The 12,420-nt window shown below is 74.9% G+C and carries 12 protein-coding genes; 4 read left to right on the top strand and 8 right to left on the bottom strand.

The window, feature by feature from the left end; genetic code table 11:
- Nucleotides 1-10: 10 nt before the first annotated feature.
- The 4 genes from ACI79T_RS13370 to ACI79T_RS13355 form a co-directional block, all read right to left on the bottom strand.
- Entirely contained in the window at nucleotides 11-796 is a 786-nt protein-coding gene (locus ACI79T_RS13370; RefSeq protein ID WP_456610556.1) for an SDR family oxidoreductase, read from the bottom strand.
- A gap of 84 nt (nucleotides 797-880) precedes the next feature.
- Nucleotides 881-1,531 carry a trimeric intracellular cation channel family protein gene (locus tag ACI79T_RS13365; protein ID WP_456610555.1) on the bottom strand — a complete coding sequence of 217 codons (651 nt, stop codon included), beginning with the start codon at nucleotides 1,529-1,531 and terminating at the stop codon, nucleotides 881-883.
- Nucleotides 1,532-1,615: 84 nt separating this feature from the next.
- Nucleotides 1,616-2,365 carry an alpha/beta fold hydrolase gene (locus ACI79T_RS13360; RefSeq protein WP_456610554.1) on the bottom strand — a complete coding sequence of 250 codons (750 nt, stop codon included), beginning with the start codon at nucleotides 2,363-2,365 and terminating at the stop codon, nucleotides 1,616-1,618.
- A 118-nt stretch (nucleotides 2,366-2,483) separates the two neighbouring features.
- On the bottom strand, nucleotides 2,484-3,452 hold the full coding sequence (locus tag ACI79T_RS13355) for an alpha/beta hydrolase (RefSeq protein ID WP_456610553.1): 969 nt from the start codon (nucleotides 3,450-3,452) through the stop codon (nucleotides 2,484-2,486).
- A gap of 227 nt (nucleotides 3,453-3,679) precedes the next feature.
- On the opposite strand from ACI79T_RS13355, the gene ACI79T_RS13350 reads away from it, so the two are divergent.
- The gene (locus tag ACI79T_RS13350; protein ID WP_456610552.1) at nucleotides 3,680-6,436 is read left to right on the top strand and encodes an AAA family ATPase; all 2,757 of its coding nucleotides are present in this window, start codon (nucleotides 3,680-3,682) and stop codon (nucleotides 6,434-6,436) included.
- Here the strand turns inward: ACI79T_RS13350 and ACI79T_RS13345 are convergent.
- From ACI79T_RS13345 to ACI79T_RS13335, 3 genes are all read right to left on the bottom strand, one after another.
- Entirely contained in the window at nucleotides 6,429-7,148 is a 720-nt protein-coding gene (locus ACI79T_RS13345; protein WP_456610551.1) for a hypothetical protein, read from the bottom strand. The genes ACI79T_RS13350 and ACI79T_RS13345 overlap by 8 nt on opposite strands.
- Nucleotides 7,141-7,308, bottom strand: coding sequence for a hypothetical protein (locus ACI79T_RS13340; protein ID WP_456610550.1), 168 nt, complete (start codon nucleotides 7,306-7,308; stop codon nucleotides 7,141-7,143). Before ACI79T_RS13340 ends, ACI79T_RS13345 begins: the two co-directional genes overlap by 8 nt.
- A 117-nt stretch (nucleotides 7,309-7,425) precedes the next feature.
- Nucleotides 7,426-10,182 carry a helix-turn-helix transcriptional regulator gene (locus ACI79T_RS13335; protein WP_456610549.1) on the bottom strand — a complete coding sequence of 919 codons (2,757 nt, stop codon included), beginning with the start codon at nucleotides 10,180-10,182 and terminating at the stop codon, nucleotides 7,426-7,428.
- 143 nt (nucleotides 10,183-10,325) lie between these two features.
- On the opposite strand from ACI79T_RS13335, the gene ACI79T_RS13330 reads away from it, so the two are divergent.
- Nucleotides 10,326-11,009, top strand: a complete 684-nt coding sequence (locus ACI79T_RS13330) for a GntR family transcriptional regulator (RefSeq protein WP_456610548.1) — start codon at nucleotides 10,326-10,328, stop codon at nucleotides 11,007-11,009.
- A 14-nt stretch (nucleotides 11,010-11,023) separates the two neighbouring features.
- Here ACI79T_RS13330 and ACI79T_RS13325 read toward each other — a convergent pair whose 3' ends face one another.
- The gene (locus ACI79T_RS13325) at nucleotides 11,024-11,377 is read right to left on the bottom strand and encodes a nuclear transport factor 2 family protein (protein WP_456610547.1); all 354 of its coding nucleotides are present in this window, start codon (nucleotides 11,375-11,377) and stop codon (nucleotides 11,024-11,026) included.
- Nucleotides 11,378-11,441: 64 nt separating this feature from the next.
- On the opposite strand from ACI79T_RS13325, the gene ACI79T_RS13320 reads away from it, so the two are divergent.
- Both ACI79T_RS13320 and ACI79T_RS13315 read left to right on the top strand, forming a co-directional pair.
- Entirely contained in the window at nucleotides 11,442-11,777 is a 336-nt protein-coding gene (locus ACI79T_RS13320; protein WP_456610546.1) for a MerR family transcriptional regulator, read from the top strand.
- Nucleotides 11,778-11,820: 43 nt separating this feature from the next.
- Nucleotides 11,821-12,420 (top strand): DUF4062 domain-containing protein (locus ACI79T_RS13315; RefSeq protein ID WP_456610545.1); only part of this gene is annotated, 600 nt, incomplete at its 3' end.

Raw genomic sequence — 12,420 nt, 5'->3', positions numbered from 1 at the left:
CGGTCTCGGGCTAGACCGTCGGAACGGTCCCGCCGTCGATCACGTACTCCGCACCGACGATCGCCGACGCCTGGTCGGACACCAGGAACCCCGCCAGATCGGCGATCTCCTCCGTCCTCGCGAAACGGCCCAGGGGCACTCCGCCGAGGGAGTCGAGGATCTTCTCCTTCGCTCCCTCCCGGCTCAGGCCGTTTCCCTCCGCGATCCGGTCCACGAACCTCTCGTAGGCCTCGGTCTCGATCCCACCAGGACTGATCGCGTTGACCCGCACACCCTGCGGCGCGAGCTCGTTCGCCAGGCCCTTGCTGTACGTGCGCAACGCGGCTTTCGCAGCCGCGTACGCGAGAGATGCGTCGTACTGCGGCAGCTGCCGCTGGATGGACGTGAAGTGGAGCACCACACCGTGCCCGGACCGGATCATCGACGGCAGCAGCGCTCGATCGAGCCGCACGGCGCCAAGGAAGTTGAGCTCGAGCTCGATCATCCACTGCTCATCCGTGATCGCCGCGAACCCTCCGGATGGCGTGGACGCGCCTCCCACGACGTGCACGAGGATGTCCACACCACCGGCCTCCTCGATACGCGACGCGACGAGCGCCGTGCCCTCGACGGTCGAGGTGTCGGCCGCGATGAAGCGGTTCGGGGACTCGTACCCGTCGGGCATCGTCCGGGCCGTTACGTACACATCGGCGCCGAGCTCGCGAAGCCGTTCAGCCACGGCTCTCCCCGATCCCTTCGACCCGCCGGTGACGAGCGCTCGACGCCCATCCAGGCGCCCGCGATCTGAATTTCCCATCTCTGTTCCTCCGTTGTCGTCCAGAACGGTGCGGGGCCCTCGCGCCCTACGACGCCTGTCATGTCGTGCTGTCCTCTCGTTGCGTCAGGAAGGTGGCGCTCCGCCCACCGGGGGCGGGCCGACCGGGGATCGCCGCCCGCGCGCCCGCGGACCTCGCCAGTGGCGCTGCAGGGCGAGCACGCGGACGACGAAGATCGCGCCGGCGACGCCCGCGCCCAGCGCGGGGCCGTAGGCGTCGAAGGTCGAGGCGATGCCGACGACGAGGGCTCCGGCCAGTGCCGGCACCGCGTAGAGCTCGGAGTCCGCCCGGAACAGCGCCGGGGTGTCGCGGGCGAGGACGTCCCGGAGGACGCCGCCGCCCACGGCGGTCGTGACCCCGAGCAGGGCGGCCGCCACGGGCGCGAGGCCGTGGTCGAGCGCCTTCTGGGTCCCCGCGACGGAGAAGAGCCCCAGGCCGGCGGCGTCGAAGACGAGCAGGGGTCTGCTCAGCCGACCGAGCCAGGGGTGGGCGACGGACGTGACCGCGGCCGCCGCCAGGGCGACCACCAGGTACTGCCACCTGGTGAACGCCGGAGGCGGCGTGTCCCCGAGCACGAGGTCCCGGACGATGCCGCCGCCCAGCGCGGTGACCACCGCCAGGATCGCGATCCCCACCACGTCGAAGTCCCGGCGGATCGCCATGAGGGCGCCTGAGACGCCGAAGGCGAAGATGCCGATCAGGTCGAGCGCGTGCATCCCGCCTCCCGATCCCTGCGGGGCCCGCCCCGCCCTCTCCCGTCTCGACGACGGGGCGGGCCCGGTATGGCAATCGCCGTCCGGTCAGCCGGCCGTCGCGCGGGCGGCCTCGTCGATCAGCCGGGCGACAGCCTCCGGCTGGGAGACCGTCACGGCGTGGGAGGCGTCGATCTCGACGTTCGTCGCCCCGGCACGCTCGCCCATGAACTGCTGCGATTCGGCGGGGACGGCGAGGTCCTGGCGCGTGATCAGGTTCCAGGAGGGGACGGTCTTCCAGGCTGCCTTCGTCGCCTTTCCCTCGAGCGCGTCGGCGACGATGGGACGCTGGGTGACGGCCATCAGCGCGGCGACGTCCTCCGGCACGTCCGCGGCGAAGACCGCCCGGAACTTCTCCTGCTCGATGTAGAGGTCGTCCACCGGCTGCCCGTCGGGACCGGTGACGGGCACCGGGCGCAGGGCCGGCCCGAGCTCGTTGCCGGGGAACTTCCCGGCCAGCTCACCGGTGCTCTCGCCCTCCTCCAGGAGGAAGCTGGCGACGAACACCAGCGCCTTCACCTTCGGATTGCCGTCGGCCGCCTCGCTCATCACGCTGCCGCCGTAGGAGTGGCCCGCGAGGACGATCGGCCCGTCCACGTTCTCGAGGACGCTGCGCAGTAGCTCGGCGTCGCGGTGCAGGTCTCGGAGCGGGTTGGCCACCCCGAGCACGGGATAGCCGTCGGCCCTGAGCTGGGTGATCACGCCGTTCCAGCTGGACGAGTCGGCGAAGGCCCCGTGGACGAGCACCACGGTGGGCTTGGTCGGGTCCGTGCGGACCTCGAGGGTGCTGGTGGTCATCGGTTCTCTTCCTCTCGGTGGACAGCGGCCCCGGTGCGTCGGATCCGACGTCGCGGCGCTGGTGGAGCGAACGTAGGAAGCGCGGCGGCGGCTTCGCGTACGTCGATCGACTGTTCTTTCACTTGCCGAAGGCCGCCCGGAGCATCGCGATCGACTGCGCGATGGCGGCGCGTGCGCCGAGGGTCTGGCTGACCGGGTCGAGCATCATGAAGTCGTGGTGCACCCCGTCGTAGCGGACCGTGGTGATCGGGACGCCGGCCGAGCGCAGCGCGGCGGCGTACGCCTCGCCCTCGTCGCGCAGGACGTCGGCCTCGGCCACCAGGAGGAATGCCGGCGGAAGACCCGCGAGCTGCTCCGGGGTGGCCCGCAGCGGCGACGCGGTGACCTGGGCACGCTGGGCGGGGTCGGTGGTGTAGGCGTCCCAGAACCACTCCATGGCCTTCGCCCTCAGGAAGGGCCCCTCGGCGAACTGGGCGTACGAGGGGGTGTCCATCGCGGCGTCGGTGACCGGGTAGTACAGCGACTGGTGCACGAAGGAGACGTCACCGCGGTCCTTGGCCATCAGGGTGAGGGCCGCGGTCATGTTGCCGCCCACCGAATCGCCGGCGACGGCCAGCCGGGCGGCGTCCAGACCGTGCTCGGCGCCCTGCTCGGTGATCCACCGAGCCGTGGCGTAGCCCTGCTCGATGGCCACCGGGTACTTCGCCTCCGGTGACCGGCTGTACTCCACGAACACCACGGCGGCGCCGGCGCCGACGGCCAGCTCGCGGACCAGCCGGTCGTGCGTGCCCGCGTTGCCGAGAACCCAGCCGCCGCCGTGCATGTAGAGCAGCACGGGGAGCCGGCCGGACGATCCGGCGGGCCGGACGATCCGGACCGGCACGTCGCCGACGCCGACGCCGACCGGGACGGTGATCCAGTGCTCCTCCACCGGGAGCTTCTCGACGGTGCCGGACTGGATGTCGTCGAGCACCTTGCGGGCGGCCTCGGGGCCGAGGTCGTACAGGTAGGGCGGGTTGGCCGTGGCGTCGGCGAGCTGCTGGAACTCTGGCTCGAGGACGACGCGTGGGGTCTGCTGAGTGGTCACCGATCTGCTCCTTCCGGGCGGGACGACGCGCGCTGCGCCGTCGGACGGCAGACGCTGGCACCGCTCCTCCACCCCAGGCATCCGTCGATCGACTGCACCGCCGGTGCGCTGCGACGTCCGCGGGGCAGCTCGGCTGCCCGGCCGGCCCCCGCTGGGCCCGGACCTGGACTACCGTGCTCCCGCCGGGGCCGACGGCGTGGCCCTGCTCGGAGCAGGAGGGACCGGCGGTGCTGATCGGGCGGGAGTCGGAGCTCGCCGCGCTGCGCGAGGCGGTCCGCACCGCGACCGCCACGGGTCTCGCGCTGGTCGTCGAGGGCGACGCCGGCCTGGGCAAGACCGCGCTGGCCGCGGCCGCGGCCGAGATGGCCCGGTCGGCCGGCTTCCGGGAGCTCCGGTGCTCGGGTGTCCTGGGCGAGGCGTCCCTGGGGTTCGCCGCCCTGCACGAGTTGCTCCACCCGGCGCTGCACCGGGTCGGCGCCCTACCTGCGCGCCAGCGGACCGCGCTGCTGACGGCGTTCGGGCTGGAGGAAGGACCGGCGCCCGACCCCCTCCTCCTCTCCCTCGCCGTGCTCCGCCTGATGGAGGACCTCGTCGCCACCGGGCCCGCCCTCGTCGTGGTCGAGGACCTGCACCACGTCGACCAGTCGAGCATCGACGTGCTCGTCTTCCTCGCCCGCCGACTGGCCGACCTCCCGCTGCTGCTGCTGGCGACCGTGCGGAGCCGCCCGGACGCACCGGTCCCCCAGGCGGATTTCCCGGGCCGCCGGCTCACCCTGGCTCCCCTCGCCGAGGCGGAGTCCCGTCGGCTGGTCGAGCAGGTGGCCCCGGAGGTGGAGCCGGCGGTGCGCGAGGCGGTCGTCGCGGTGGCCGGCGGGAACCCGCTCGCGCTCACCGAGCTGGCCACGGCGCCCGGCGGGTTCCGACCGGCCGTGGCGGCGCTCCCCGATCAGCTGCCGACGACGGCACGGATGAAGCAGGCGTTCCTCGAGTCGTTCGACCAGCTACCGGCCGCCAGCCGGCAGTTGCTGCTCGTCGCAGCAGCTGACGGGGGGCACGTGCCGCTGTTCCGCGTCGTGGCCGCCGCGGGCGGCTTCGACGAGGCGGTCGCACTGCTCAGGCCGGTCGAGAGCACGGGCCTCGGGGCGGTGACCGGCGGCCACTTCTCGTTCCGGCACCCGCTCATCGGCTCGGCCGTCTACGGCGCCGCGACGTCGGCGGAGCGCGCCGCGGCGCACCACCTGCTGGCCGGGCTGGCGGACGATCCCGAGCGCGTCGCGTGGCACCGCGCGGCGGCCAGCTACGGCCCGGACGAGTCGGTCGCGGAGGGGCTGGAGGCCGCAGCGGCACGCGCCCTCCAGCGCGGTGCCCGGTGGGAGGCGTTCGCCGCCCAGCGCCGGGCCGCCGCGCTCTCCCCCGCTCTCGGGAACCGGGTCCGCCGGCTCGCCTCCGCCGCGGAGTCGGCCCGGCGTGCGGGCCTGACCCGGGAGGCGGTCGATGCCCTGCGGGAAGCCATGCCGCTCGCCGAGGACGGTGACGCCGTCCGCGAGCTCACGTTGGCCGAGTGGGCGCTCAGCCGCGGGACCGACCTGGTGGTCGGCCGGTCCCCGGAGGAGCTGGTGGCGGTGGCCGGACGCCTGGGCGGGCCGTCGGGCCGTGACCATCCCGAGGCCCGTGTCCAGCTCCTCGCCGCGGCAGCCACGCGAACCTGGGAGCTGGCGGCGCCCGAGACCACCCGCGCGGCGGTCCGCGGAGGGCTGGCGACCCTCGACGACTCCCCGCACCCCCTGAAGACGGTCGGCCTGGCGCTGCTCGATCCCTCCACCCGCGCCGCGGAGCCCCGATCCGCCCCGCTGGAGCTGCTGGACGTCGTCCGGGCCCGGTACCCGTGGGCGCTCGCGAGCCTCGCAGCGATGGCGGAGGCGCTGCACGACGTGCCGGCGGCCCAGGCGGTCTGGGACGACGGCTGCCGACTGCACACCCCGGCGGAGGCGCCGGGCGACGCGGCATCGTTCCTGTGCGGCCGGGCAGCGATCCGGGTGCTGAGCGGGCAGTTGGTCGACGCGCTGGCCGACGCCGAACCCGCAGCCCGGACGGCGCTGGACTCCCAGCTGCCGTTGCTGGCCGCCGCGGCCGAGGTCGTGGCCGCACGGGTCCACGCCTGGCGCGGTGCGGACGCCGCAGCACAGGCGGCCCTGCGCCGGCACCGGGAGCTGGCCGGATCGCACCGCACCGCCGTGGTCAGCGCCCGGGCGCACTGGGCCGCCGGGCTGGTGGCGATGAACCAGCGCCGTTACCGGGCCGCGCAGCAGGAGTTCGCGCTCGTCGAGCAGCACCCCACGACCGCCGCGTGGGCGGTGGCGGACCTGGCTGAGGCAGCGGTGCGTGCCGGCCGCGGGAACTCGGCGGCCGTCGTGGTCGCCGACGCCGAGCGCCGGGCCCGCTCCGTCGACTCCCCGTACCTGTGGTCTCTCGTGCACCGGGCGAGGGCACTGCTCTCCGTCGGCGAGGAGGCCGGGGAGGCCTACGCGCTCGCGGTGGCGGCCGGGCTCGGCAGTGGCGCGCCGCTGGAACTGGCCCGCACCCGGCTGGTCTACGGCGAGTGGTTGCGCCGTCAGCGGCGGATCGCGGCCGCGCGGGAGCAGCTCGCCGCCGCACTGGAGACGCTGACCGCCGCCGGCGCGAGCCCCTGGGCCGACGCCGCCGCGGCCGAGCTGCGGGCTGCCGGCGGCACACCGGACACGGCGCCGCGGCGAGGGGCACCCCCGACCGAGCTCACCACGCAGGAGCGGCGGATCGCCGAGCTGGCTGCCGAGGGCCTGACCAATCGCGAGATCGCCGCGCGCACAGCCCTCTCCCCCCGCACCGTGGCGACCCACCTGGCCCGCGTGTTCCCGAAGCTGGACATCGCCCACCGGGCCCAGCTCCGCGACGCCCTGCGGACGCAGCCGGGCGGTCGAGGGCCGGCGGCGCCGCCGCTCAGGTGACGGTGACCTCGGCCAGGTCCACCGAGACGAGGACCGGGCCGGGCAAGGCGTGATCCGCGGCGTCCCTGCCGTGCACGACCCGCCGGGTCGGGACGACCAGCCCGGAGTACTCGCGGTGCTCGCTCACGACGTCGGCGCCGGGCAGGCCGCCGGCCACGTCGATGCTGTAGTCCCGGCGGCGGATCAGCCCGTCGTCGTCGACGTGGAGCAGCTGCTCGCGGCTGTGCGTGGCCATGGTGACCGGATAGGTGGCCAGCAACCGGCGCAGCCGCCGGCCGCCCTCGGTCCACGGATCGATCTCCACCGTGCGCACCCCGGGGAAGGTCAGGTGCCACGGCTCGGTGAGCCAGGTCCACATCGCGTACCCGCCGACGTAGGCCTGCTGCAACGCCGTCCACGGCGTCGTGATCCCGTGGCCGGTGAACGACGCCCGCGGGTCCGGCAGGGACTCGAGCGTCCGGCCGTCCTCGGTCTCGACGTGGACCAGGCCCGGGGTGACGGACGTGCGCTGCCCCGGACCCGGGAACTGGGCGTACGAGACGCGCTCCCGGTGCAGGTCCACGGACACCTCGACGTCGGCCAGCGCGTCGGGCTGCCCCTTGACGGCGCCGAGCCGTCCGCCGGTGTGCTGCCGCCCGGTGATCCGCTGCGCCGCCCGCCAGCGGTCCAGGCCGCCGTGGGCCGCGAGGAGCAGCTCGAGGAGGTCACTCATGGCCGTCGTCGTCCGGGGGCGGGGCCGGCCGGCTCCCGGCGGGGCGGCTTCTCGCGGCGTCGAGGCGGAGCCGGGCTCGGACTCCGTCCTTGCGGCGCTGCCTGGCCTCGGTGGCCAGCTGGCGCATGGCGACCACCCAGGCGGGTTCGCTCTCGTCCACGGCGCCCTCCTCCCCCGGTCTCGAACGGATGCGGTACCGAAGCTAGGGAGCACCGCCCGGATGCCGCATCCGCACGATGACCACTCCGCCAGGACCACTCCCGCCGATGGGGCAGGCTCAGGCTCCGACCGGGCCGAGGACGTCGCGGAGCTGGCCCCGGCTGGTGACGCCGACCTTCGGGTAGATGCGGTAGAGGTGCGCCCCGATCGTGCGGTGCGAGAGGTAGACCCGGTCGGCGATCGCCTTGTTCGTGAGGCCGCTGGCGGCCAAGCGGGCGATCTGGAGCTCCTGCGCCGTGAGCACCTCGGCCGGGTCGATCCTGGTGGAGGGCACACTGCGGCTGGGGACCACTCCCGCCGCGCGCAGCTCCGCGGCCGCCAGCTCCGCCCATGGCGCCGCGCCCTCGGTGTCGAAGACGTGCAGCGCCTCCGCCAGGTGGCCACGCGCCGACACCACCTGGCCGTGCCGGCGGAGCCACTCGCCCCACGCCAGCCGGCTCCGGGCGAGTTCCAGCGGCGAGCCTGCCCGCCGTCCGGCCTCGACGGCCGCCTCGAAATGGTCCGCCGCCTCGGCGCCGGAGGCCAGCAGCGCCCGGCTGCGGTGCACCAGCGCCTGCAGGTGCACCGAGCGCAACGCCTCGGCGACGCGCTCGGTCTCGGCCACCACCGGTTCGACAGTGGGGGCGGCACCGGATCGGACGGCGGCCTCGGTCAGGTCTCCCAGGGCGAGCAGCGCGGTGCTCGGGTGGACCGACACGTCGCGCAGGGCCGCCAGCGCCACGTCGTGCCGGCGGCGGCCGAGCGCCCCCAGACCGGCCGCCCAGGCGACCAGCGCCCGGACCAGCGCCGAAGGGTGCTCACCCGAGAGCTCGAGAGCGCGGGCACCGGCACGGGTCGCCGCCTCGTCCGCGCCCGACCAGGCATGTCCCCGCGCGGCGGCGGCCGCGGCGAGACCGGCCAGCACCGGCAGGTCGAGCGCCTCGGCCAGCCGTTCTCCGTGCGCCGAGTCGGCGAGCCCCTCGTCCAGTCGGCCGGTCGCCAGCCGGAGGGCACCACGCCCGGTGAAGACTTGCGCCTCGTCGCTGAGCGCCCCCGTACCGCCCCGGAAGAACAGGGCGCCGAGGTCCCAGAGGGTGGCGGCCGCCGAGAGGTCCTGGATCGACTCGGCCATGCGCGCGGCCGCGAGCACCAGCTCGCTGCTCCCCGGGTGGTTCTCGGTGCCGCCGGTGTAGGCGTAGTCGGAGACGAACCTCGTGAGCCCGGGCAGCGCCGCTCGGGCACGTGCCGCGTGCGCAACCGGGTCCACGAGGGCCGACCCGATCGCGACCATGGGATCCCCGCCCTCCGGGTCGAGGGCGGTCAGGGCGCCGGCGAGGCGGTCCCTCGCCGGCTCGTCGACTCCCTGCAGCCAGGCCCACGCCGCGGCCCCGACCAGCACCTGTGCTCGCCGCGTCCGGTGGTCGTCGCCACTGCTGCCCGACAGCCGCCCCACCAGCGCGACGGCCTCCCCGACGGTGCGGACCGGCGTGCCCACCGTCACGCCGAGCATGACCTCGGTGGAGGCGGCAGTGGCGACCACGTCCGCGGCGGTCGCGAGGGGCAGCGCCTCCTCCAGCAGCTGGACGGCTTCGCTCGCCCGGCCGCCCTGGCGGGCGGCGACGGCCGCCGCGATCAGCCGACGCGCCCGGGCCTCGGTCTCCGCCGAGAGCGCCGCGGCGCGGCGCAGCGTGACCACGGCGTCGGGCCGTGCCCCCCGCTGCAGGGACCGCCGAGCCGCCGCCTCCAGCTCGGCGGCGATCGTCTCGTCCGGCGCGAAGGCGAGCGCCGCGCGGTGCCAGGCCGCACTGCCCGGGTCCGACGTCGCCGCCGCCAGTGCTGTGTGGGCCGCCGCGCGGTCGGACCAGGTTGCCGCTCCTCGGACGGCCGAGCGGAGCAGCGGATGGCGGAAGCGCACGCGCTCCCCCACCAGGGTGACAGTGCCGGCGTCCTCGGCTGGTGCCAGGTCCTCGGGCGTCAGGTCGAGCAGGCGCCCGGCAGCGACGAGCTCGGGCAGCGTCTCGACGTCCGCGACCGCGGCGAGGAGCAGGAACCGACGGCTGGCCTCGGGCAGGGCGTCGACCTCGGTGAGGAGGGCACGCTCGAGGCGTGCGGTGGTCGGCAGCGGGCCCGCCGGGGCCGGACTGCCGTCCCGGGCGCTCACGGCGGCGGCGAACTCGCGCACGGCCAGAGGGTTCCCGGCGGCCTCGGCGAGGATCTGCCGCCGTTCCTGCTCGCCGAGCCGGTGCGGGAGACCGTCCAGCAACAGGGCGGCCTCCACCTCCCCGAGGGGTTCCAGGTGCAGGCGCGTGATCTGGGCGGAGGGCAGCGGGGTGGGTTCGCCGGACTCGGTGCGAACCGTCGCCACCATCAGGATCGGGGCGTTGCTGAGCCGGCGGGCGACGAACTCGAGGGCCTCGGCGCTGGACCTGTCCAGCCACTGCAGGTCCTCCACCACCACGAGCAGCCGCTGCCGGTGCGCGACCTCCTCCAGCAGGCCCAGGACGGCGAGGTGGATGAGCAGTCGGTCCGCGGGGCCGTCGGACTCCCCGAAGGCGGAGCGCAGGGCGGCCCGCTGGCGCGCCGGCAATGCTGCGGCGTCGTCGAGCACCGGCCGGAGCAGTTCGTGCAGGCCGGCGAATCCGGCCATCGCCTCGCTCTGGACCCCGGTGCAGCGCAGCTCGCGGAAGCCGACGTGGCGGGCCCGCGCCGACAGCGCCGCCGCGAGGGTGGTCTTGCCGATGCCGGCCTGGCCCGAGACGACGGCGGCCTCGCCCCCCGGGGACACCGAGTCGAGCATCGCCGTCAGCACGGCCAGCTCCTCGGAACGTCCGATCACGATCCGCTCGCCGCCGCGCGATCACCGGGACGCATGAGCGATATATTGCCGGAGATGAGCTGAGCCGACAATGGCCACCTGCGCCCTCCTCCGCCCATGCGCTGCGAGCGGCTCCGCGGCCTGCCCGGAAGGAAGGTCCGTAGGTGCCGATACCCGAGACGGCTCCCGGTCTCGGCCGCGACCTCCTGCGCGACGACGTCTACCGCCGTCTCCGCGACGCCATCGTGGACGGGACGTTCGAGCCCGGTGAGCAGCTCAAGGACCTGGACCTCGCCGCCTGGCTCGGCGTGAGCAGGACGCCCGTGCGGGAGGCGCTGCTCCGACTGGCGCAGAACGGGCTCGTCGTGGCTCGGCCGGGGCGTTCGACGGCCGTCACCCCGCTCGACGCCCGCCAGATCCGGGACGCCCGGGACGTCGTCGCGGCGATGCACGAGGTGGCGGTGCGCGAGGCGGTCGACGGGCTCACCGAGGCAGACCTGGCGGCGATGCGCGACGCCAACCTCCGGTTCGCCGCCGCCCTCGGGGCCGGCGACGTGGATGCGGCCCTCCGTGCCGACGACGAACTGCACGGTGTGCTCGTGACCATCGCCGGCAACCGCGCGGTCGCCACCGTCCTCGAGCAGTTCACCCCCACCCTGCGCCGCGCGGAGCGGTTGCGGTTCGGCTCGCTGCGGGGCCAGGCATCCGTCGCCCGTCACGACCAGCTCATCCGGCTCTGCGCCGCCGGTGACGGCGACGGTGCGGCGGCCGTCGCCTACGACACCTGGCACAGCCTGCCGACCTCCGTCGAGCCGGACGACGCGTCCACCACTGCCGCGGAGGACTGATCGCCGTGCCGCCGTCACCGAGGAGCGATGACCAACTCCGCGATGAGGGCGTCCGTCGTGAAGCGGTAGTCGAGGTCGGCGACGCCGCCCGGGAAGTCGCCCTCCAGGTGGTTGGTGGCCACCCAGCACGTGTCGTCGATGCGCTGGGCGCCCAGGGGCTCGGTCGTGTACGTGAACTCGGCTCCGGCGCCTCGCGGGAAGCCGAGGATCTCACCGGTCCCGCGGAAGCTCTCGCCCTGGTCGACGACCACGGCGGTCGGGCCGAACTCGACGATGGCGGCGTCGACGTCCCGGGCCGCGTGCGCCGTCGAGTAGCCGCGGATCATCGCCGGGAGTTCGCCGGGCTGGATGCTGGTCGGTGCGGTCATGCCCCGACGGTGCGTCCTCCCGCGGCGGGAGGGTCGAGCACTGGACTCTCCCCCGGGGAGAGGGGTGCACAGTCCTCCGGTGCTGGCCTACGGCGAGTTCTCCCGCCTGACCCACCTGAGCGTGCGGACCCTGCGCCGCTACGACGACGCCGGGCTGCTCGAGCCCGCGACGGTGGACCCAGACAGCGGCTACCGGCACTACACCGCCGACCCGATCGCGACCGTTCAGGTCATCCACCGCCTGCGCGAGCTCGACGTCGAGCACGACGACGTCCTCGACCGGTACGCCGGCGCCATGGCCGAGCTGGACGCCGTCGAGCTGCCGGTCACCACGCTCGTCGGGAAGCGAGAGTGCGCAGCCCCGGGGGTTGCCCGTCCGATCCCGCCCGGTTCAGGATGACCCCGGCCTCCCCCGGCCGGCGTCGCACGAGAGGCCGAGCTTGATGTCGGGCATCCGGACACCTGACCAGCGGCTGCGGGTCTTCGTGAGCTCCACGCTGGGCGAACTGGCCCCCGAGCGGCGGGCGGTCTCGCGAGCGCTGTCGGCGTTGCGGCTCACCCCGGTGATGTTCGAGACCGGCGCCCGCCCGCAACCTCCCGGCGAGGTGTACCGGGCGTACCTGGCGCAGAGCGACGTCTTCATCGGGCTGTACTGGCAGCGGTACGGCCAGCTCGTGCCTGATCTGGACGTCTCCGGTCTCGAGGAGGAGTTCGAGCTGTCCCGGGGCATGCCCCGTCTGCTGTACCTCAAGACCCCGGCCCCCGACCGGGATCCGCGCCTGGCGGAGCTGGTCCACCGGATCGAGCAGGAGGCGTCGTACCGCCCGTTCTCCACCCCTGCAGAACTGGGCCGGCTGGTCCGCGACGACCTCGCCCAGCTGCTCAGCGAGCGGTTCACCGCCGCCGTGGGTCCGCCCGACCAGCCCGTCCCGTCGCCGGCCACGGGGGGGGGGGGGGGGGGGGGGGGGGGGGGGGCGGGGGGGGGGGGGGGGGGGGGCGGGGGGGGGGGGGCGGTGGTGGGGGTGTTCGTGTACGGAGATCTG

The organism is Blastococcus sp. SYSU DS0619 (assembly GCF_054051035.1).
Note: the sequence above shows the minus strand (reverse complement) of the source record. Positions and strands in the feature narration are given on the sequence as shown.